This is a genomic window from Allorhizobium ampelinum S4 (assembly GCF_000016285.1).
Classification (GTDB): Bacteria; Pseudomonadota; Alphaproteobacteria; order Rhizobiales; family Rhizobiaceae; genus Allorhizobium; species Allorhizobium ampelinum.
In genome coordinates this window covers 2801520-2822565 of sequence record NC_011989.1, presented here as the reverse complement: position 1 = coordinate 2822565, position 21046 = coordinate 2801520, and the positions used below count along the sequence as shown (strand labels likewise).

The following is a 21046-nucleotide window of genomic DNA, read 5'->3' as shown; positions in this document are numbered from 1 at the left end:
TGAAAATGCAGGGAAAATCTGATCGAATAGTGTCATGGCTTTGAAACCTGACGCTCTTCCCGAAGACCTTGCCAGCGCCTATTTGGCGCTACTGGCCAATCACGATGTCGTCGTCAACGAGCGGAACATTGCAGTCGCGGAGGCTGCCAATGCGCAAGCCATGCTATCTGATCGCGATGCGCGGATCGCCAGTCTTGAATTGCGGATCGACAAGCTCAAGCGCGAACTACACGGCCAGAGCAGTGAACGCTCAGCGCGGCTGATTGATCAGTTGGAATTGCAGCTCGAAGAGCTGGTGACGGCAGCGAGCGAAGATGAAGTTGCAGCGCAGGCAGCGGCGGCCAAAACGGCAAACGTGCGTCCGTTTGTGCGCAAGCGTCCAGTTCGCAAGCCTTGGCCGGACGATGTCGAGCGCGAGCGCGTGGTCATTGCCCCTCCGAGCACCTGCGCGTGTTGCGGCGGGTCGCGCCTGTCGAAACTGGGTGAGGACGTTACCGAGACGCTGGAAGAAATTCCGCGCCGCTTCAAGGTCATCGAGACGGTGCGCGAGAAGTTCACCTGCCGTGACTGTGAGGCCATCAGCCAGTCGCCAGCCCCTTTCCATGCCACCCCGCGTGGCTTCATAGGACCCCAACTGCTGGCGACGATCCTGTTCGACAAGTTCGGCATGCATAGCCCGCTCAATCGGCAGAGTACCCGGTTCAAATGCGAGGGGATCGATCTGTCGACCTCAACGCTTGGCGATCAGGTCGGGCTTGGAACATCGGCTCTCATGCCACTGTTCGATCTCATCGAGGCCCAGGTCTTTGCGGCTGAGCGCCTCCACGGTGACGACACCACCATTCCCATCTGGGGCAAAAGCAAATGCACAACTGGGCGCATTTGGACCTATGTGCGTGATGATCTGCCCTTCAAGGGGGATGCACCCCCGGCTGCGGTTTATTACGCCTCGAGCAACCGCCGAGGCGAGCATCCGCAAAGACATCTGGCCAGATATGGCGGCATTCTGCAGACGGATTGTTACAACGGGTTCGAGCCGATATCGATTGCCGCACAGAAAGACGTGCCGATCACGTTTGCTTTTTGCCATGCGCATGCACGACGAAAATTCTTTGAGTTGGCCGATCTCGAAAAAAGTGCGCGCGACAGCAAGCGCAATGGCAGGCCGATCTCCCCGATCGCGCTTGAGGCCGTCAAACGCTTCGACGCGCTGTTTGACATCGAGCGGCAGATCAATGGGCTGAGCGCTGAAGAGCGATTGGCGGTGCGACAGCACAAAAGCAGGCCGCTGTTCGACGACATGCATGCGTGGCTGCAACGCGAGCGCGCCACGCTCAGCAGATCATCCGACCTCGTCAAAGCCATGGACTATATGCTCAAGCGCTGGGACGGCTTTGCGCTATTCCTGGAAGACGGCCGAATTTGCCTCACAAATAATGCCGCCGAGCGCGCTTTAAGAGGTATTGCATTGGGACGCCGCAACTGGACCTTCGCCGGGTCCCAGCGTGGGGCCGAGCGCACTGCCGTCATGCTCACACTCATCACAACCTGCCGTCTTAATGATGTCGACCCAAAGGCATGGCTTGCCGATGTGTTCACCCGCATCGCCGATCTCCCCGTCACCCGCCTGCACGAACTGCTGCCTTGGCAATGGAAGTTGCGCAAAGGGATAGCTATAGCGCCGGTCGGGTGAACAACTCTCGGAACAACGCCTCCGAACGCTCCAAGCCTTCATCGGTCAGGATCAACGACTTTGACGTGTTAACCGGGTCGCCGATCATGCCCTTCTTATGAAGTCGATCCGTCGTTGCCCAGTCGAAGCCTTTCCACGCACAACCCTCGTTATGCAGCGTCAGCCATAGCAGTGCCAAAACCGCGTCATCGATCTTGTCCTCATCAATCTCCATGGACCCACATTATCACGCGCGGCGAGCAAAATCCCGCGGTTCTGCTCGGATGGATACGATGCTCCCGCGAAAAGCGCACCTGCGCATTCGCTTGACGTTCCCAATCGAAATTCCACACGCCATCGGGTAGCATGGGGTTATAGTAATCCGGTCGCAAGTCATGAGCGGCGGCAGGCGAGTGAGAGAACGGTGATAGGTCGATAATGAGGATGCCGCGCTGCGATAGGTGCTTTTTTAAGGAGAGAAGCGCCTGTCGCGACGCGTCCTGGGATGTGAGCAGTTGAAACGCCTCCCGCGGAACGAGAATGAGATCAAATACTTTGTCCAGATCCAATGTCGTCAGATCGCCGACCAAGGCCTCCACATTGGATTTAGGCTGAGAACTCCTGATGCGCTCCTCCAGGAACCGCACCATTTCTGGTTCTCTGTCAACGGCGACGATTGAACAGCCGGTGGTTGCCATGTTCATTACATTTCTACCAACCCCCGAGGGTATTTCGAGAATCGACGTGACAGCCGGTGTGACGAAGCTGCGTAAAAAATCAAAGTCAACCGTATCGGTATATTCTGCTGCGTAGAGTGAGGCACGTTCCTTGTAGGAAACCTGAACGTAATCATCCATGACGCCGCTCCTCACTGACGTTTCGCGCGGCGAGCTGCTCGATAAAAGCGAAATCGCTGAGCACGTCGGGGTGAACAATTTCTCCGCCATCAGTAAATTTTGCCCGCTCCGAGACCGGATCTTTGAACGACCTGTCGAAGATCGATTTCCCGAGATTGATGAGGTAAGGGGTATGATTATTGCTTGCTCCGATCGCCGATGTCCGATGGACTTGTGTTGGCAAGACAGGATCCTTGAAGTGCCAGACGCCATGTACCTCGTAGGCGGGGGCGCCGAGCCGGGTAAGCTTATCTGCGGTTGGTAGGAATCCTGGGCCATACCCACAAGTGACGTCGATGATCACAGCGCCTTTTTTCATTCGTTTGACCAGTTCTTCGGATATTAGAGCCGGCGTGTCGAAGGTTGAGATCAGGATGGCTCCTATGACCAGGTCGGCATCCTGTACTTCGCGAGCAAGGGTTTCGTCGTCCAGCAGCAGGCACTTCACGGAGGACGGAACAGTCGACTGGAACCGCCTCAGGCTCTCTGCGCGATGCCCAAATACAGTGACCTCATTGCCAAGGGCGGCAGCCGTTCTTGCCGCAGCTCCACCCGCGTTTCCGTGACCGATGACTACAACTTTGGGTGAGGAGATTCCGGGGATTGAAGCCAACAGGATTCCGCAACCGCCTTGAGAAGATAGCAATTGCCGTGCGCCCAGCAGGACAGCCAACTTGCCGCTGATTTCGCTGTCGGGCGTCATGAGAGGGAAAGATCCGTCATCGGCCTTAAAATATTCGTAGCTGTATGCCGTGATGCTGTTGGCTCTTAGATGCTGCGTAAGTTCATAGTTTTCGCCCGGATAAAAATGAGCTGCGATGTGCAGCGGACGGCACAAATATTTCCGCTCGTCGACGCTCGGATACTTATATTTCAAGATAAAAGGCGAGACGGCCCACGCCTCATCAGTTGATGTGATTGTTGCACCCGCATCCGCGTATTCTCGATCGGAGATATTCAGGCCAACGCCGGCATTTTTTTCAACAAATACGTCGAATCCCTCGTCGGAAAACATTCGCACAGCATCGGGAAGTAAGATGACACGTTTGTCATCGTCGCGCGTTTCTTTTAAAATCGAGACGGAAGGCTGCATAGTTTGCCTCATGTCATTTCGTCGCGGCACACGCAGTGCCGACGCGATCAGTGTTGAACCGGAATAATAATCACTCACGCAGCGCCAGGTGCTACCGACAAGCGCCAACGTATTGCAGGATCTGGCTATTGTGACTTGGTAAGACTGTCATCCTACGACTGAGTTGTTCACACAAATGTCGTATGGGAGAGGTATGCTAACGCATAGGCTAGTAATACAGCGATGGGTTATTAAAACCACGAAAACCTGCGGCTGTGCAACTGCGTTGTACTAATCTAAAAATTAGAAAATCTATATTTAAAGAGCTATCCGTCTGAATGTGTTGCGATTTTTGGAGAGTTTTTTAATGAACCGGTAACCAAGCATTTTTTGCCAGCCACGTTGTGTGGGAATGAAACAGACCGTTATCGTTAAACGATGAGTATGGCGTGGCGCTGAGCGGGTGAAGACAACCCGGGCTCTCCTTTTGATTTTGTGACGATCCCCCGGGTCGGCTCCGTCCTTTTCGTTCGTTCGTAACGAGTGGACGGCTGCTTTACGCAGGCCTTTGCTATGTCGAGGCCGTCGATCGCCTCCGCCATAAGGACATATCGATACCTATGCAAAGCTTCTCGAAATGCGATACGGGACGCGGTCCAACAAGCCATCGGAGCAAACTGCTAAGGGCACTCTGGGCAAATTCGTCTGAGCGGAAATCGCCGACCATGATTGCGGGAGAGGTGAGTTCGGCTTTCGCATAAAATGATCCTGACGAAAGCGAGATGGAAGGGCCACCTCAACGCCAGACTATAATATTCGATAAGGGTTACTTATCGATGGTTATACCGCCAACTGACAATTATACCATGTGAGGAACTGTAATATTTATATAGAGTTCTTTTAGCAAATCATTTACCATGATTTCAATGGCTTACGATCTCGCAAAAATCAGCATGACAGCCCTGATGCGGCCGGCTTTCGACGCTGGTGTCGCGCTCACGCGCTTGGACGAATGTTGGTTTCCACGCAGAACTGAGCCGGTTAGGCGGATAATTTCCATTGAGAATTGAGCCATGTGAACCTTCCCCCAACGCGGTGAGCGACGGGGGCAACGGAGTGATCCACATGGGACTTTTAAACATCATCCGTCGGATGGCGCTGCGTGAGAAGCAGTCGATCCGCGAGATCAGCCGGCGTACTGGGCTGTCACGTAACACGATCGCAAAGTATTTGAACGCTGGCACGATCGAGCCGACGTTTACGGTACCGGAGCGACCGAGCAAGCTTGATCCTTTCGCCGACAAACTTTCTGGCTGGCTGAAGACCGAGGCAGGGCGGTCGCGCAAGCAGCGCCGAACGCTGAAGCAGCTTCATGCCGATCTTGTGGCTCTCGGCTTTACCGGCTCTTATGGCCGGGTCGCCGCGTTCGCCCGTGAGTGGCAGGCTGAGCAGCAGACGGCGGGCCGCGGCATATTCGTACCGTTATCATTCCGCCCAGGTGAAGCATTCCAATTCGATTGGAGTGAAGATTATGCCGTGATCGCTGGCGAGCGTGTGAAGCTTCAGGTCGCACATATCAAGCTATCGCACAGTCGGGCCTTTCTGGTCAGGGCTTACCTGCTGCAAACGCACGAGATGCTCTTCGATGCTCACTGGCACGGCTTCCGGGTCTTCGGCGGTGTGCCTGCGCGAGGGATTTATGACAATATGCGCACAGCCGTTGATCGGGTCGGCCGTGGCAAGGAGCGGCAGGTCAATATCCGTTTCCTGGCGATGACGAACCACTACGTCTTTGCGCCCGAATTCTGCAATCCAGCGGCCGGTTGGGAAAAGGGTCAGGTCGAGAAGAACGTCCAGGATGCCCGACCACGCTTGTGGCAACAGATGCCAGACTTTCCAAATCTGATGGCGTTGAATGACTGGCTGGAGCAACATTGCCAGGAGCTGTGGCGGGAGACGCTGCATGGCACCTTGTCAGGCACGATCGCGGATGTTTGGGCCGATGAGCGGGCAGCATTGATGGCGCTCCCTGCCATGTTTGACGGCTTCGTCGAGCAGAGCAAGCGCGTCTCACCAACATGCCTGATCACCTTCGAGCGTAATCGTTACAGCGTGCCAGCATCATTTGCGAACCGGCCCGTCAGCCTGCGGATATACCCAGACCGACTGGTTGTTGCGGCCGAGGGAAACATTCTGTGTGAACACGCGCGGATTATTGAGCGCAGCCACAAGCTACCGCGAACGATCTACGACTGGCGGCATTACCTTGCCGTCATCCAACGCAAGCCCGGAGCCCTACGCAATGGCGCACCGTTTTTAGAATTACCGTCTGCCTTTCGACAACTACAGGAGCAGATGCTTCGTCGTCCTGGCGGTGATCGTGAGATGGCCGATATCCTTGCCCTTGTCCTTCATCACGACGAACAGGCCGTACTCCGTGCTGTGGAGTTGGCTCTGGATGCGGGCGTGGCGACCAAGACGCATGTAATGAACCTGCTGCATCGGTTGATTGACGGCAAGACCACCGATGGTCCCGATATCGACACGCCACAGGCGCTAACCTTGTTGCGTGAACCCAAGGCCAATGTCGAACGCTATGACGGTTTACGTGTCCGCATCGTGGGAGGTCGCCATGCGTCATGATCCTGCCAGTGCTGCCGTCGTCATCATGCTGCGTAGTCTGAAGATGTATGGCATGGCCCAGGCCGTCACGGACCTGATCGAGCAAGGTGCTCCGGCTTTCGACGCTGCCGTGCCGATCCTGTCCCAGTTACTGAAAGCCGAGGTGGCCGAGCGTGAGATCCGCTCCATCGCCTATCATATGAAGGTCGCCCGCTTTCCTGCCTACAAGGACCTCTCCGGCTTCGACTTCGCCACCAGCGAAATCGTTGAGGCGACGGTGCGCCAACTGCACCGATGCGACTTCATGGACGGAGCACAGAACATTGTCCTCGTTGGCGGGCCGGGCACAGGCAAAACACACGTCGCGACCGCGCTTGGTGTCCAGGCCATCGAACATCACCGCCGAAAGGTCCGCTTCTTCTCGACCATCGAACTGGTCAATGCGCTTGAGCAGGAGAAAGCAAAGGGCAAGGCAGGTCAGATCGCCGAGACCTTGGTTCGCCTCGATCTGCTGATCCTCGATGAACTCGGATACCTTCCGTTCAGCGCCTCAGGTGGAGCGCTGCTGTTCCACCTGTTGAGCAAGCTTTATGAGCGCACCAGCGTCATCATCACCACCAACCTCAGCTTCAGCGAATGGGCGACCGTCTTCGGCGACGCCAAAATGACGACCGCGTTGCTCGACCGCCTGACCCACCGTTGCCATATCCTGGAAACAGGAAACGACAGCTTCCGCTTCAAGGCCAGTTCGGCCGCAGCAGCACAGAAGAGAGGAGAAAAGACCAGCACCTTGACTAAAGCCTGAGCAGAAAACCATACTCAGAGGTGGCTCACTTCTCGGTGGAAAAACCGGCTCAGTTCCGCGTGGAAACCAACAATCGTTGGTCTGACGGAAGTGACGGCCGTCCGAAATCTTGGGGGGCGAAGTCGATGGAGATATATCCCGTATGGACGACGTCTCACGGTGAACGATTGCTTGGCTGCTAGCGGCTAATATTCTACTGCGGTTATGCGATGAATTTCAGCCCGAAGAAGTTCACTTTGTGCGATACAAAATGAGATACAAACTGCGATACAAATAGGAATTTTAGATTTCCTAAAAATTGGCTTTTATTGATTATAATCAAGTTATTAGGATGTTTTGAATTTTGATGACGAATCCTGTCGGGTGCGCCACAAAATATCATTTTAAATATTGCGGTGAAAATTTTAATAAGTGAAATCAACCGCTTATGTGATGAAGCGCCGTTAGTCGTTGTCTGTGGCGCGGCGCGACCTTCTGGACAAATCCGCAACAGCTTCTGGACACGAAAACTTAAATTTGTCAGGTCGGCCATGTCGCCGCCCGGTTTGTTTATATCGTCCAGGGTCATCCACGAATGATCCATCCGGGGAAATCGGCAAAGCGGAATATTTCAAGAGCCTTCCTTCCAAGCTCGTGCGGTTCGATGGAGCGCTGAATGCCAGCCAGCCGCATTTCCTTTTCGGCAACCTCCGCGAACGAAACACCGGCCTGAAGCTTGCCGTTCCAGATCATCCGCATCATCACCGTTGCCTCGTAGCCCGTCGCGGCCACACGCACGGTCGCATCGGGCTGCTTGGTCTTTTCGGGGAAGTCAGCCGGATAATCGGCCTTCTGCTTTTTCATAGTCTGCCGTTTCGTTTGGCCGCTCTTGGCGATCCGGTTCGGGCTCGGCTGACCTCAAGTGATTGATGGTGTCGCAGCGGCGGCACTTGATTTCGATGTCCCCTGCGAATGCCCGCCCTGCCTTGAACAAAAGGGCGGTGCATGTGCCGCAACGGATATTTTTCATTTTCTAACGCTCAAGATTCCGATTATGACCGCGCTCTGCCTTCGGGCAGAACGGGTGGACAGTTGAGCGTGCTTGATGTCGGACGGGGTTGGTCGCCAAACTGGACCCGTCTTCCGGGGCTTTGTCCCGGCACCCGGCGGCTATGCGAGGTTTTTTGCTGCGCCTGTCGTTCTCGCAAAACCGCGATGCACTTTTGCGCGACAGGCGTTAGAACTGCGCATAGAGATCGATGACGGCCTGCGGGCATTCCGGCCAGCTTGCGTCGGCCAGATAGTTCGCTTCCATATCTTCGGCCAACTCCGCGAACCGACCGCGCATGGCCGTCACCCATTCGATGGACTGGCTGGCGGCGGCAACGATGGCCTTTTCTTCTGCGGTTCGATTGGCTTCCGTTTTGGCGCTGATGGCGGCGGTCATCGACGTGACGTTCATTTGCGCCTCGGACGAGCCAACCGCATAGATGCGGCGGCGGCATTCGGCTTTGACGGCCTCGTGGTGAGCAAGGGCCTGCGCGTCCTTGATAACGGTTTGGGGGACGCCTGCATCGGCCAGGGCGTCGGTGTTAAACCCAGCATACGTCTGGCCATTGTAATCAATGGTCAGCGATTGCGCAGGAACGGCTGGAACAAGTGTAGAGAGATCAGCGGTCATTTAAAACCTCACAATGCTGTCAGATTGGAGCGATAGTTGGCGATGACGTGGGGATTGGCGTTTGCCGCGATACCCGAAAGGATATGGCCCCTGGCGCTATCAGCGATAGCAACGTTTGAGCACCAAACTTCAAGCGGTGCGGCCCACCACGGCTGGAACAGAACCGCGCTTGTCGTGGCCTTTTCCGCCGACAAGGTGCCATAAGTCATGATGAAGGCCATGCCGTAATGCACGCCGAACACGTTCGTGTTGGTCACCGTGCTTGGTGTGTCGGGAATGATCAACGAAACATAATCGAGCCGCAGACCGACGCGGGATTGGAGTTCTACGCCTGCCGGATAGCTGTTGCCGTAGATGTTCGGTGAATTGCTCGCAGTCGGCGAAAAGCTTACGGTCCGCAATACCCTTTTTTGGTCGTTAACGCCGTCCATATCCCGAATGGTGATGGCGCTGGAAAAGGTCGTATGTTTTTTGCGGATCGTGACATCGCCCAAAAGGCTGATCGTAAGCAAAGGACGGCACCTGAAAATTGTCGCCCGCTTCGGGGACATAAGCCAGGATCGCGTCATCGCCCCAGACGTCATTGGCGAGAGCCGCATCATCGGCGGTCTCCGGCATGTAGCGCGAGCGCACACCGCAGGAACAATGCCAGTCGTTCGGTGGGAAATGGGTCTGCCAGAACGGATCATCATGCGGGTAGCATTTGCCGTGCCACGCCAGATGTTGGGTGCGCGGAATTTTCGGCTTGCGGGTTTCACCGTGGCGATATTCCCAATAGGGGCGCAGCTTCAGCACGTCAGGGTCGCGCATCTGCTTCAGCCGCCCCGCCATATGGCTGGTGCGCAGGTTGGTTTCAAAGATCACCCGGCTGCGCCAGCCACCTTCACCCTTATAGGCCCAGCCGTATTTGGCAACGATCCGGTCAAAGTCCTTCTGAAAATCAGCGAAGGTGGTACCGTTTTGCATGGCGCTGGCAATGGCAGTCTGAAAATCCGACAGCATGGCGAGATCGGAGGCGCCTGCAATAACAAAGGCGCGGTCATGGGTGCCGCGCAGGGCATCGGTCCACGCCTTGGTCGGCTTGCCCCGCTTTTGGGTAAAGAAGTCAATCTGCTCCTTGAACGGCTGGTTGAATACGTCAGCGTCAGCAAAGCGGGCGTCATCGTCCTCGCCGTCAGTAAACGCGGCCTCGCGTCCATGAAGGGCCGCCAGCTCCAAGCCATCGCCTAGCAGTTTGCCAAATGCATCTGGGGTCCATTTTGCGCCAAGGGTGAGAATGGCGCGGGCGGCGTCTGGATAATCAGGCGCGGCCTCAATGGCGGTGCGGATGGTGTTGAGGCGGCGGGTGGAAAGGCTGGAGAATGCGGGAGGGATCACCGGCTATGATCTCGTTATGCAGTCAATTTTGAAGCGACTGCATTAAAATCGCGGGGAGGAAGCACGGTTCGTTTTCTTTGTTGGCATGTGGCATCCCTTGTGGCCATTAACCGCATTTTTCTCATCGAAAGTTGAAAGCTTGTCTTTGAAGCGAGCGAATCGCTGGTTTGATAGCTTCTGGTGGTCTACTCCAGGGTTCAATTGACAGTGCATCAAAAGCACAAGCGAGACCTTGACCTTTTGGGAGGCTAGCTTATTCTCGTCATGGATGGCGTGATTGAAACAGTTTCCTTGCGCGATCGAGCTGTTTTGACGATTTTCGATGACGTTATATGGGGGGCAATCCATGGACGACATTCTGTCGCCGGCCGATTTCATTCAAGCAAGCCGTGTGCTGAAGGTCTCGTCACCCTTGGGTGAAGACCAGTTGCTGCCTGAACGGATGATGGTTGACGAAGGCGTCAATCGTCTGTTCGAGATCACGTTGTCGGTGCGCGCCAAGCGCGAGGCAGTCAAGCCTGAAGAGCTGATCGGCAAACTGGTCGATGTCTCCCTGGAAATCCGGCAGGGTGAACTGGACGGGGATGGCGTGCGCCGACCGTTCAACGGACTGGTGACCAATCTGTCCGAGGGACCGCCGGTGACCCGTGGATTACGGTCCTATACCCTGACCATCCGTCCGCAACTATGGCTGCTGTCGCGCCGTTCCGATTGCCGGATCTGGCAGAATATGACGGCCATCCAGGTGATGGAAACATTGCTCTCTGAACACGGTCTTCCCAGTGCCGCCTATGCCCCTCTGCACAAGACACCGCCATCGCGCGAATATTCTGTCCAATGGAATGAAACGGATCTCGATTACCTACTGCGCCGCTTCGAGCAAGACGGGTTGTTCTACTGGTTTGAACATGAGACCGGCGTTCATCGCCTGAAGGTCAGCGACAGCAAGGTGGCCTGGAGCAAGCCATCGGCTGCGGCAGAAGGTGTCGACAAAGTCAGATTAGCCCAAGGTTCATCGGACCGCAACCATATCAATGAATGGATGCGGCAGTTCTCCTATGTCCCCGGCCAGCGTGCCGGCGCGGACTGGAATTTCGAGACGCCGAGCACTGTGCCGCTGAATGTCACGCCGTCGCTGATCCAGATGCCGGGCGCCAAGCAGCGCGAGCTTTACGAATATCCGGCCCGCATCTCCGATATCAAAGAAGCCGAAGTGGCTGAAACGTTCCGAACCCAGGCGACGGAAGCCGACCATGAGCGGGTGACGGGCCAGTCCAATGTGCGCTTCCTGGAAGCAGGACGCCGGTTCACGCCCTATGAGGAGCCGCATCCGGAACACAAATACGAAGAGCATGTGATCGTCAGGATTACCCATTGGGTCGTTGATCGCTCCTATGAAACGACGGAGAACGAACCAGAATATCGCAATGAGTTCGAGGCTATCCCGTCACGCGTGCCGCTAACCCCGCATCGTGACACGAAACGCCCCCGCATTGAGGGGGCGCAGGTGGCGATCGTTGCAGGGCCATCGGGCGAGGAGATCCACACCGACCAGTATGGCCGCATCAAGGTTTGGTATCCCTGGGACAGGCGCGCCAAGAAGGACGGCTCTGATACCTGTTGGGTGCGGGTGGCGCAAAATTGGGCGGGCGGCCAATGGGGCGGCCAGATCATCCCGCGCATTGGCATGGAGGTGATGGTTGCCTTTATCGACGGCGATCCTGATCGGCCGCTCGTGACCGGTGTGGTGCCGAACCCGAAGAATGCTGTGCCTTATACCTTACCTGCGAATAAGACAAAGAGCGTGTTCCGGACGAATACTCACCAGGGTAAAGGTTTCAATGAATTGAGCTTCGAAGATGAGAAGGAACGCGAGGAAATATATCTTCATGCCCAAAAGGATATGAATGTTCACGTTCTTAACGACAGATCCAAAAGAATAGAAAACGATCAACACGAATTCATTGGTCGCGACAAAACCATACAGGTTGCCGGAGATCATGAAGAGGTAATCGCCGGAAACATGTCGATTGCAGTTGGGCGGAACAAGCTTTCTGAGTTCCTCTTATCCCGGACGGGGAATTTATTTAAAAGTGTTGGAGGTCTTCTCGAGAAATTCCATATTCCCGATCCGCTTAATCCTGGAAAGGGAAACTTCCAGATTTTCGTTGAGAAAAATAAATCTGAAATTGTGAATGGCGGATCCTCCGAGGTTGTTGGGGTGGTTAAGTCTACAATTGTGGGGAATGTTCAACAGACCACGGTTGGCAGGAAGAAAAGCCTCATAGTGCGCGGTGACTATCAGGAAGATATCGGCAAAAGCCGTCGTATCTATGTTGGCGAAGAATTTCTTCTGCAGGTCGGAAAAGATGCGTCGATCCATGTAAAAGACGGAAAAATCTATCTAAAAGCGCTGGAAATTCATCAGAACTAATAGGCCGCCAAATCATGTCAGATCGCTTGAGAAGCTTTTTTGATAGACCGGAATCTTATTATCCTGTGGCTTTTCGAAAAGCTATGTCGGACACGCTTTTAAAGCCCGTCCCACTTTCTCCGTCGCCTTATCCAAAGCCCGACCCGATTGGTGCCTTGCCAGATGCAGAGCACAGAACCACGAAGCAAGAAGATGAATTTAAACATGTGCATCACAAAGATGTTTTGGGTGCCGGTGAGGCGTCTTCGGATGCCGGTCGAACGAAAGATGACAGTTCGCCATGGAAGCCTGTGCTTCACGGCGAAAACTGTCCCGCAGGCTGCCATGTTGGTTATCAAAAATCTACGGACAGATACAGTTCCTTTTTTCAGGAGAAGCCCAAATTATTTTCAGATAACGATCTGAATTCTAGGGAAGACTTAAAAAACCTCGTCGAGTATGCGAGTAAAAGAGATGCAAATGAAACGTTAGCAGCGCCTTCAGGCAATAAAAAAGAAGAAAAAAAAGAGTCTGAATGGAGTTTGTTTTCGAAGAAAGAGAACGAAGTCAAAACGAATGCTGCTCCTGGTTCCGATCCTTTAAAGAAGGATAAAACGGTAGAACAAGGAATAAAATACAAACCAGATGAGTTTAATAAAAAATACGCAGTTAAATCAGAAAAAGATGAAGAGGGCATCCATCAATACGAGCTAAATGTATTCGGTGCTAAATCTGAAGCGGAATTCACCGCTGGTCGGATCAAAACTGAGGACAGTGATCTTTATGGTGTAAAATCATCAATTGGCGGGAAGGCAGGGCTTCTTGATTGGGATAACAAGTTGAAGGGGGGACAAAATGGCATAGCGCCTCGGGAGGCAGGAATACGTGTTAAAGCGGTGGAAATATCGGGAAAAGCTGAAGGGCAGGCAACTATTGATTTTAAAAAAGGAGAGGCAGCAACTAGCGGAAAGCTCGCCGCTAACATGACTCTTCTCGAAGGGACAGGTAGCGTCAAAGGTTGCTTTATTCCCGCTAGACCGATCAAGAGGGCGTGCGATAGCAACCATATGAATTGGGCTTTCCCCGAAGAGCTTTGCAAGGCTGTCGAGCATGACGATTATGATTGGGGTATTTGTCTTGGAGGGGAGGCAAGTGCAAGCGTTGGAGTTGGCTACACGGCAGAAGGAGAGGCTAAGGTTGGAAAGTCAGGCTTTCACATAAAAGGAAGCGTGGGAGGGCAACTGGGTCCCGGAGTGAAGGTTGGTGGTGAGGCTCAAGTTGAAAAGTTCAAGAGAGAGTAAAATGAATAGAAATTTATTTTTAAAAATCACCTTATCTCTTTCTATTTTTTTCACCGGGCATAACATCATGGCAGAAGATAAAAAAACAAGCTTTTTCGATAATTTAGAAGTGGGACAACTGTGCGCTCAAGTAAACATATTTGTTCCTAAGGAGGATGTTGAAGCTTCACCGGTAAAAAAAGAAGATAAATTCGCCTGCCAGTGGACATTTTCGGCCGTGTCCACTGATGGTTTTGGTTTAGCTAATTTTGGTGTTTTTTTGGTAAAAGATAAACTAAAAGACACAGAGCGTAAACGTTTCGCAGAATTTATAATTAACGAGTACACAGAATCCAATAATAGATATATAAAATTCCTAGATGAAAAAAGATCTGATTTTTTATTTAGTTATGAATTTGAGGTTGGCTTGAAAGGAGCTGATTACGACAGAATATCAGAATTTAATTCAACGCTACTGGATATAGACGAAGGAACATTATTTATATACTCAATTGTGCCAAAGATTTTCAAAAACAAAGAATCAGTAAAATTAAAAAATGGAAAAATTATAGAAATAAAGCCTCAAATGAAAGAAATAAATGATTTCATTTCCTTTTGGTATAATAAAAATTTAGATAATTTTCACGAGAAATACAAATGAGTAATTTTTTATTTATTAAAAAAAATAAAAAAATCAATAAATTTATTTTTTTATTTTTTTTAATGGCATTTTTTTATTGGCATATTAATTTCTTTTTTGTGGGGCATACGAGATATTTGTGGTTTCGCGAGCGTGGATTTGAACTAGAAAAGGTCGAAATTTGCCCTCTTAAAAATGTGGAGGTTTACCAAGTTCGAGACGTCAAGAATGATCCCGGCTTCTCGCTTTCCTACAAGCAAGGTAACACTCAAGGTACTTGTGGGCGAGTGATCGAGGCCAACGATTCAGATAATGCATTGACAATATTTTGGGCTGAATATCTAAAGTTTAATGCAGTCAATACGTCAGATTATGATCAGTTTCGCCTCGACATAACAAAGGAATTCTTAGATGTTAAAGATTTAAAGAAGATAGATGAACGTTTACTCGATAATCAGGAAGGCGGTTGGCACCGTAAGGTATCCTTGTATCAGTATAGTTCTGAAGGATACAGCTGGGAATTAGTCAGTAATTTTGCCATCAAGCCTCTGGGTGACGGTATCATTTTTCAATTTCAGCTTATGCCAAAACAGGTTTGGGAAGCTGACTTCAGAAAAAATGCTAACGTTGATGACTTGGGCAAAGCGGTCATTAATGGCCGGTTGGTGATGCAACGATTATTTGAAGAGAATCTTCGTTTGAATGGCTCTTCCTGAAAAGATTGCGGCGTTGTGATCACGTGATCGCTGCCAGAAATTTAGATAATGCCTTTACAATACTTTTCGGCAGAATACACAAAATTAATGGATCGAATAAAGCGGATAAAGGCAAGGCGACGCTTGTATGGTTCAGACGGGTGCACCAATTATTACGCGATGCATTATTGTAGGGGTGGCTGCATTGTAGGGGTGGCTGCAGTATCGCTTTGTGCTTATGCGAGTGTCGGACAAGCGGCATCTTCAAAACGAGAAACAGGGAGGAGGCAGACATTGACCGAGCAGGCGGCGAAGGATCTTGGCTACAAACGTTTATCTTCAAATTTGGGAAATGACGTCAAGGCTTCTTTTTTTGCCAAGGGTCATTCGCTGACAACTCTACTCGCCAAGGCGGAAGCGATCGAAGCGCCAGGTCGCGGGGAATTGGCAAAGGTGTTTGTGCCCGATGATAGAGATAAGTTCGAAGTGACCGTGGCTTTGTTTAAGCCAGGCTTCGCGGCGGAAGCGCCTTCTATAAGTGAGCAATTATTGATGGAAAACGGTTTCGGAATTACCGAGGCAAATCACATCTCACTCACATTTGCCGACGCCGAAGGCAGAACACAAGATGAACGCACGGTTGCCAAACTTGCTCGTTCCATATGCCAGGTGCGACAGCACAAAGTTCTATGTTTTTTCATGCAAGGCGACGCTGAGCACCACTCCGAGTTTGAAAAACAGGCTCGCATGCTGAAAGATTCGTTTCAAATTGAAGACGGGGTCAAGGAAGGGTTTGACGCCAATCAGATTAAGCATCTGAAGATATCCTTGGGTGCGAAGGGTTCACTCACTTTGGTCTATCCCTCCGTATTTTCTGTAGTTGATAATGATTTTAGCGGTGATCTGCCTGGAACGCTCCATCTGCAACAGGGGGATGCTGATAATCCCCTCTCTGCGATCATGGTTGCCGCATCGGCTGGAACCGCACCCCCAAGCGCTGACGCAATTGACTCCGTCGCGGATGGAATGATGCACAACTGGCTGGAGCAGAATGCGAAGCTTTTTGCTAATCCCGTCCTGGCGACCAAAGGAGATTTGTCAGGCCTTGGCAGTGGCGATATGGGGCGCTCCTATGCCTATGTCGTTGACAAGCTTGCAGATAGCGGTGGACAGGCACAGGTCCGCCTGAGCCTGTTTGCATCAGCAGGCGTTCGATACTCCGTTCTTATGGTCACCCATTACGCTCCTGGTGTTGATGAGACAGGGCCCTTCTTCGTCCGGTTGGGGGGAATAACGGGCTATGATCTCGTCATGCAGTCAATTTTGAAGCGAGTACATTAAATCAATGGGAGGGGATGGCGTTTGTTTTCTTTAGCGACGTATCACTTGCTTCGTAATCTTTAACAGTCTCCTTGGCGGTGCGATTTGTAATCTTGTTCTTAGGGCATGCAGATAGTGTTGCTGACGGATGATGTTTTGTTGCGCCGTGCAAGCCGTTTTAAACCCAATATCCGAGGAGCTCTTCATGAATGCAATTCAGGACAAGGCTGCGTTTTTGCTGCCCGACATATCGACTGGTGATGATCGCTGGTCAAAATTGATGGCGTTGGCTGATATGATGGAGATCGACGAGCTGACCGGTGCGCTGACAATAACCAATGGAAAATCCTCGCTTACGCTGCGCAAGGATGGCCGCATTCGTGTCAAAGGAGTTTCGATTACCCAGCAGGCAGAGCGGTCTATTGCTCTCGATGCGGCCGTTATCGATCTAAATTGACGATCTGTTTATGTGGCAGGTGGAAAATAAAACGCCGTTTGCTGTGCTCGGCTATTTCGCACGGGATCGGGCTGGTCTGGAGCATTGGACTGTCGCAGTCCGTGCGCGGTTTCATATTCTTCCGAGCCAGTTGAACACCTTGATGGAAGATCAAGGTGAAATCCGAATCAAACCGGACTATGCTGACAGTGAGGGACTGGAGTTGCAGGCAGACGGGGATTTCTGCCCTTTCAGGCCAAAGACTGACGTGCTTTTGACCGGTGAAGCGCGTGCCCGTGCGGGCTACGAGGTGAATAAGGTCGAAGTAGGCTTCGATCTGGCTGGACGTGGCAAACGCGCAATGGTTTTTGGCAAAAGACAGCTGCGCCAGAAGGTCGGAAAACTGGATCTGGAAGGGTATGAGGCGTTTAAAGCATGCGCCTTGAACTGGAAGCATAGCCTTGGTGGCCCGGACTTTCTCGATCCTGGTGGGGAAGCCAATAAGGATAATCCGATTGGTATGGGATGGACAACGAAATGGCCAAACATTCCGAACGGGACTGAAGTTTTCTTGCCGTTGATCGAGAACCCGGAAGCCTTCGTTGATGCACGGCCCTTGCCTGCGCCTATTGGCTTTGGTGCCATCCAACCCTCATGGCAACCGCGGGCATCTCATGCCGGAACCTATGACGATGACTGGCGTAAATATGAAGCTCCCTTGCTGCCATCAGACTTTTCCGAGCAATTTTACCAAGTGGCGCCGGCTGATCAGATATTCGATCTTAGGGGGGGAGAGTCAGGCCGCATCTTTGGCATGCACGAAGAAGGCGACTACGGCTTTCGTCTGCCTCAAGTCATTATGGATTGTGGTACCTGGATCAGAGGTCATAAAGTCGAAACAAGACCAAAATTGATTTCTGTGCTTTTGAATGGTTCCGACAAAACGCTGGAAATGGTGTGGAACACCAGCGTGCCATGTCCGACGGGCGACATGTCGGTTTCGCATTGCCGCGTCCATATCAAGCAGATGGCTGGGGTGGAGCGATGAGCGCTGTTGCCCAGGTTTACGGCGTTGGGATTAATTGTCCGTTGGGCAAAAGTCTTGCGGATGCGTCCAAGGCCTATGCTGCAAATGAGCATAATTTTGTGAAGTCTGAAAAAGGCCCCGTGGGTGCGGATGGCGCATCCGTCACGCTTTCCTGTGTGATGCCTTTTGAAGACGTCCGGAATTTCGAACTGAGGCTGCAACGGCTTTTCGCAGGTGCCGTGGATGATATGATTGCAACGCTCACCATTACATCCGGCCCTGTTGCGATACGGATTGTTGTGCCGCGCTGGCTAGCCAGGCATAAAATCGGGCAAAGCTTGATGTCCTGGATCGGCGAGACTTGGCCCACTCTGTTTACGGACGTGGTTCTGCTTGCCGATGGCGATACATTGGCAGCCTATGAACTGGTCAAGGGATTGCGGCAGGTTGCGGAGGGAGAGGTTCCCGCCATGGCCATTGCTGCGCTTGACAGCTATATGGATGCAGAACTCCTCGACATACTCGCGATAAACGATCGTATTTATAAGCGTGGTACGCCACATGGCCTTGTCCCCGGTGAGGCGGCGGTTATTGTGATGATCGGTTCAAACGCGGCATTCCTGGATGCCTCACCTGTTGGCACGGTAAGATCGGCCTTCAATGGCTTTGAGACCGAAAATCTCTCGGCGCCACAAGGTATTATTGGTCGGGGTCTCGCAAAGCCGCTGCGTCAGGCTTTTGAAGCCTTTCAGCCGGATCGGTTTCTGGTCGATCTGAATGGCGAACGGTGGCGCTCGGAAGACCTTGGCTTTGCGCTTTCGGGGGCGCTCATTCCTGACAGGTTGCTCTCGGACTTTGAAACACCTCTCTCGAATACCGGTGACTGCGGCGCCGCCAACGGCTTGGTGATGACAGCATTTGCTTTGTGCTCGTCTGCGGACATTATCGACCCCGATTTTTCCGCAGGCGATGATCAGGAACGACGGCCCAGCCTTCTATCGATCCTATCGACTTCGCATTTTGAAGGCCCCCGCTGTGTCATCGCGCTCGAGCGCTATGGAAAGGAGAACTGAGCCCATGCAGGAAACTGTCTCGATCAACGGCTTGACACTCTGCCATAAACATTCCGATGGCTGGGTTCGCTCAACTCTTCCAGATGTGTGCAGAAGCCCGGATAAACCCGTGCCTTACACCAACACCGCCTATGCCCGTGATCTCGCCAAAGGCACGACCACGGTATTCTCTCACGGTGGTGCCATGAATGGCATCAAGGGCTCTGAATTCTATCGCTCCTTCGGCGATGAACCCGGCAGCGGCGGTGGTGTCAAATCCGGCGTGCACCTTGACCGGGCAACATGGCTCTCCTGGTCGCCCAACGTGTTCATGGAGGGACGTAATGTCACGCGATTGACGGATCGTATGTTGCTCAACAAGGGTAACACGATCTCGGCGGGTGGGTATTTTACCGGGCCAGTGCGGGATAAAAAAAATGAAGATCTATTGGAAGAGTTTTGCAAGGCTGCCTGTGCATGCCTCGCTGCTGGGACAATGAACCAGCGTTGCGTCGCAGCAAAGCTAAAGGAATGGGCCAAGGCAAATGGGAAAAATGTCTATCCAGAGGCTACCTATGTTCGAAGCGGTCCAAAAGGTGAGTGGCGTCTGTTGGGGGAGCGCGCTGACGGCAGCTTGCGTACAAGTCGTCCACCGGGCTCGAGAGTCCCAGATGTGACTGACCTTGATAATAAATCGATCGTTGAGGGGAAACTGAGTAATCCGAAGACCGGCTTTAAGGACAGATATAATCCCGGTCAGGAGAGTGATTATCAGAGAATGGCAAAGCAGAATGATCTTACTTTTGAAAAGGTAGATTTTGACGATTGTGATTGTGACGGAAAAGGCAGATCGAAAGAGGTTCGAAAAAGAGAAGCAGAGCAGGCAGCGCAAGACTTGAGTGTTGCGCAAACGTTAATGTCGGTAGCCAGTTTTGCTGCAAGAAGAAATCCAGTTGGTCTGTTTCTGGATATGCTTTTCACAGCTTCACCTGCTTACTGAATCCTGGATGATTGAGGGAATTCAATGCAATGACTGAGATTCACGCTGTCGATACATTCGCCATTAATAATTTTTCCGATTTTGATAAAATATATTTATCAGAGGGCGAATATAAGGATGTATTATTCGGATTCTCCGCAAGTTTTTTCTATGAAGGCGGCTCAACGAAAGCAGGGCGTATTCGAGGTAATAAACTATTGTCCCGATATCGTGATTTATTTCCTAAGGAAGTTAACCACTTTCATCCGTTTGGTGCGCGACATCGCCGAAAAATCGATAAAATCGATCCAATTGATTATTACAATAAGTCTACGGATAAAATTTCCGACGCTGAAACCTATGGAGCCGGATTATATGGGTTTAACGCAGAATACCATGTAAATGGAGCAACTCCATATACGATAGGAAACGTCGGTTCTTCAAAGTTTGACCGGTGGTCATATGTGGATGCTTATTTCCGTGCTTCCTGGGTGGAGGCTCAAGGCTACGAGTTCTTGCTAAAGACGTTGTTGTCATGGTGCGATATTCTCAAGCCTAGTCACGGAACATTTGGCGTCTCGGTGCTGTTCGATACCGGCGGTTTTACCAGTCGTCAATGCGCGCTCGCCTTTCCTGTTTTCACAAGATTTCCGGGTATGGATGTGCCTCGTCTCGGCACCTGGACTATTGAAGTTGGGGAAGAGGCTGACAAACGGTGGATCAGAACCATAAATTGGCTCACCATTCTCGATGACGCATTCGTCGAAGAACTAGGTGGATTATCTCATGTCGAGGCGGAGCTTGGTAAAGATTGCCCGATTCACAAATGGAATGGCGGCATCATCATTCAGGCGGGTGCCGAACCACAGCTCGGTGACGTCAATCGTGGTGATGTCCCTGAAGCTTATCGGAAAGTCGCACGGCTCACCAAGCCAATTAGGTTCGACAATTTCGTACCGAGCACAATCAGCATCATTGAGGCACCTAAACCATTCGACCACCATGAAGAAACCGTAAAATGGTTTCACCGATTTGACTGAAACAAGTGTCCGTAGGTGTAAAGCGCACAATTTTCCTGGGGGGAAATCACTTGGACTCAA

General features: G+C 52.1%; 22 protein-coding genes. 13 read left to right on the top strand and 9 right to left on the bottom strand.

Features of this window, described 5'->3' with window-relative positions:
- Positions 1–34 precede the first annotated feature (34 nt).
- On the top strand, positions 35–1693 hold the full coding sequence (gene tnpC / locus AVI_RS13420) for an IS66 family transposase (RefSeq protein WP_015914915.1): 1659 nt from the start codon (positions 35–37) through the stop codon (positions 1691–1693).
- Here the strand turns inward: tnpC and AVI_RS13415 are convergent.
- Genes AVI_RS13415 through AVI_RS13405 form a run of 3 tightly spaced genes read right to left on the bottom strand, consistent with a single transcriptional unit; the run spans position 1674 to position 3661 of the window.
- A complete protein-coding gene (locus AVI_RS13415; protein ID WP_012650518.1) occupies positions 1674–1907 on the bottom strand; it encodes a DUF6429 family protein in 234 nt (77 codons plus the stop codon). The genes tnpC and AVI_RS13415 overlap by 20 nt on opposite strands.
- The gene (locus AVI_RS13410) at positions 1897–2529 is read right to left on the bottom strand and encodes a class I SAM-dependent methyltransferase (RefSeq protein WP_041696975.1); all 633 of its coding nucleotides are present in this window, start codon (positions 2527–2529) and stop codon (positions 1897–1899) included. Before AVI_RS13410 ends, AVI_RS13415 begins: the two co-directional genes overlap by 11 nt.
- Complete coding sequence (locus tag AVI_RS13405; RefSeq protein WP_015916855.1) at positions 2522–3661, bottom strand: alanine dehydrogenase; 1140 nt, start codon at positions 3659–3661, stop codon at positions 2522–2524. Before AVI_RS13405 ends, AVI_RS13410 begins: the two co-directional genes overlap by 8 nt.
- Before the next feature lie 1104 nt (positions 3662–4765).
- On the opposite strand from AVI_RS13405, the gene istA reads away from it, so the two are divergent.
- Both istA and istB read left to right on the top strand, forming a co-directional pair.
- Positions 4766–6283: an IS21 family transposase gene (gene istA / locus AVI_RS13400; protein WP_015914912.1), complete on the top strand. Its 1518-nt coding sequence runs from the start codon at positions 4766–4768 to the stop codon at positions 6281–6283.
- A complete protein-coding gene (gene istB / locus AVI_RS13395) occupies positions 6273–7067 on the top strand; it encodes an IS21-like element helper ATPase IstB (RefSeq protein ID WP_015915598.1) in 795 nt (264 codons plus the stop codon). Before istA ends, istB begins: the two co-directional genes overlap by 11 nt.
- 202 nt (positions 7068–7269) lie before the next feature.
- On the opposite strand, the gene AVI_RS13390 is transcribed toward istB, so the two are convergent.
- The 6 genes from AVI_RS13390 to AVI_RS13370 all read right to left on the bottom strand — a co-directional run bounded on the left by AVI_RS13390 (position 7270) and on the right by AVI_RS13370 (position 10104).
- A complete protein-coding gene (locus AVI_RS13390) occupies positions 7270–7635 on the bottom strand; it encodes a hypothetical protein (RefSeq protein WP_041696973.1) in 366 nt (121 codons plus the stop codon).
- Positions 7632–7910, bottom strand: a complete 279-nt coding sequence (locus AVI_RS13385) for a hypothetical protein (RefSeq protein WP_041696971.1) — start codon at positions 7908–7910, stop codon at positions 7632–7634. The genes AVI_RS13390 and AVI_RS13385 overlap by 4 nt, the downstream gene beginning before the upstream one ends.
- On the bottom strand, positions 7879–8076 hold the full coding sequence (locus tag AVI_RS31820; RefSeq protein WP_080516995.1) for a Com family DNA-binding transcriptional regulator: 198 nt from the start codon (positions 8074–8076) through the stop codon (positions 7879–7881). The genes AVI_RS13385 and AVI_RS31820 overlap by 32 nt, the downstream gene beginning before the upstream one ends.
- Before the next feature lie 207 nt (positions 8077–8283).
- On the bottom strand, positions 8284–8727 hold the full coding sequence (locus AVI_RS13380; protein ID WP_041696969.1) for a hypothetical protein: 444 nt from the start codon (positions 8725–8727) through the stop codon (positions 8284–8286).
- 8 nt (positions 8728–8735) lie between these two features.
- On the bottom strand, positions 8736–9128 hold the full coding sequence (locus AVI_RS13375) for a hypothetical protein (RefSeq protein WP_041696967.1): 393 nt from the start codon (positions 9126–9128) through the stop codon (positions 8736–8738).
- 16 nt (positions 9129–9144) lie between these two features.
- Positions 9145–10104: a phage head morphogenesis protein gene (locus AVI_RS13370; protein ID WP_234617850.1), complete on the bottom strand. Its 960-nt coding sequence runs from the start codon at positions 10102–10104 to the stop codon at positions 9145–9147.
- 346 nt (positions 10105–10450) lie between these two features.
- On the opposite strand from AVI_RS13370, the gene tssI reads away from it, so the two are divergent.
- The 10 genes from tssI (at position 10451) to AVI_RS29655 (ending at position 20986) form a co-directional block, all read left to right on the top strand.
- The gene (gene tssI, locus AVI_RS13360) at positions 10451–12538 is read left to right on the top strand and encodes a type VI secretion system tip protein TssI/VgrG (RefSeq protein ID WP_015916851.1); all 2088 of its coding nucleotides are present in this window, start codon (positions 10451–10453) and stop codon (positions 12536–12538) included.
- 14 nt (positions 12539–12552) lie between these two features.
- Complete coding sequence (locus AVI_RS13355; RefSeq protein WP_015916850.1) at positions 12553–13818, top strand: hypothetical protein; 1266 nt, start codon at positions 12553–12555, stop codon at positions 13816–13818.
- A 1-nt stretch (position 13819) separates the two neighbouring features.
- A complete protein-coding gene (locus AVI_RS13350; protein WP_015916849.1) occupies positions 13820–14458 on the top strand; it encodes a hypothetical protein in 639 nt (212 codons plus the stop codon).
- Positions 14455–15153, top strand: a complete 699-nt coding sequence (locus AVI_RS13345; RefSeq protein ID WP_041696961.1) for a hypothetical protein — start codon at positions 14455–14457, stop codon at positions 15151–15153. Before AVI_RS13350 ends, AVI_RS13345 begins: the two co-directional genes overlap by 4 nt.
- A 273-nt stretch (positions 15154–15426) precedes the next feature.
- Positions 15427–16473 carry a hypothetical protein gene (locus tag AVI_RS13340; RefSeq protein WP_041696958.1) on the top strand — a complete coding sequence of 349 codons (1047 nt, stop codon included), beginning with the start codon at positions 15427–15429 and terminating at the stop codon, positions 16471–16473.
- 184 nt (positions 16474–16657) lie between these two features.
- Positions 16658–16909: a hypothetical protein gene (locus AVI_RS13335; protein ID WP_041696956.1), complete on the top strand. Its 252-nt coding sequence runs from the start codon at positions 16658–16660 to the stop codon at positions 16907–16909.
- A 10-nt stretch (positions 16910–16919) separates the two neighbouring features.
- Entirely contained in the window at positions 16920–17936 is a 1017-nt protein-coding gene (locus AVI_RS13330) for a DUF2169 family type VI secretion system accessory protein (RefSeq protein ID WP_015916846.1), read from the top strand.
- The gene (locus AVI_RS13325; protein WP_015916845.1) at positions 17933–18988 is read left to right on the top strand and encodes a hypothetical protein; all 1056 of its coding nucleotides are present in this window, start codon (positions 17933–17935) and stop codon (positions 18986–18988) included. Before AVI_RS13330 ends, AVI_RS13325 begins: the two co-directional genes overlap by 4 nt.
- A 4-nt stretch (positions 18989–18992) precedes the next feature.
- Entirely contained in the window at positions 18993–19967 is a 975-nt protein-coding gene (locus AVI_RS29160) for a DUF4150 domain-containing protein (RefSeq protein ID WP_015916844.1), read from the top strand.
- A gap of 29 nt (positions 19968–19996) precedes the next feature.
- A complete protein-coding gene (locus AVI_RS29655) occupies positions 19997–20986 on the top strand; it encodes a type VI immunity family protein (RefSeq protein ID WP_080516993.1) in 990 nt (329 codons plus the stop codon).
- Positions 20987–21046 lie beyond the last annotated feature (60 nt).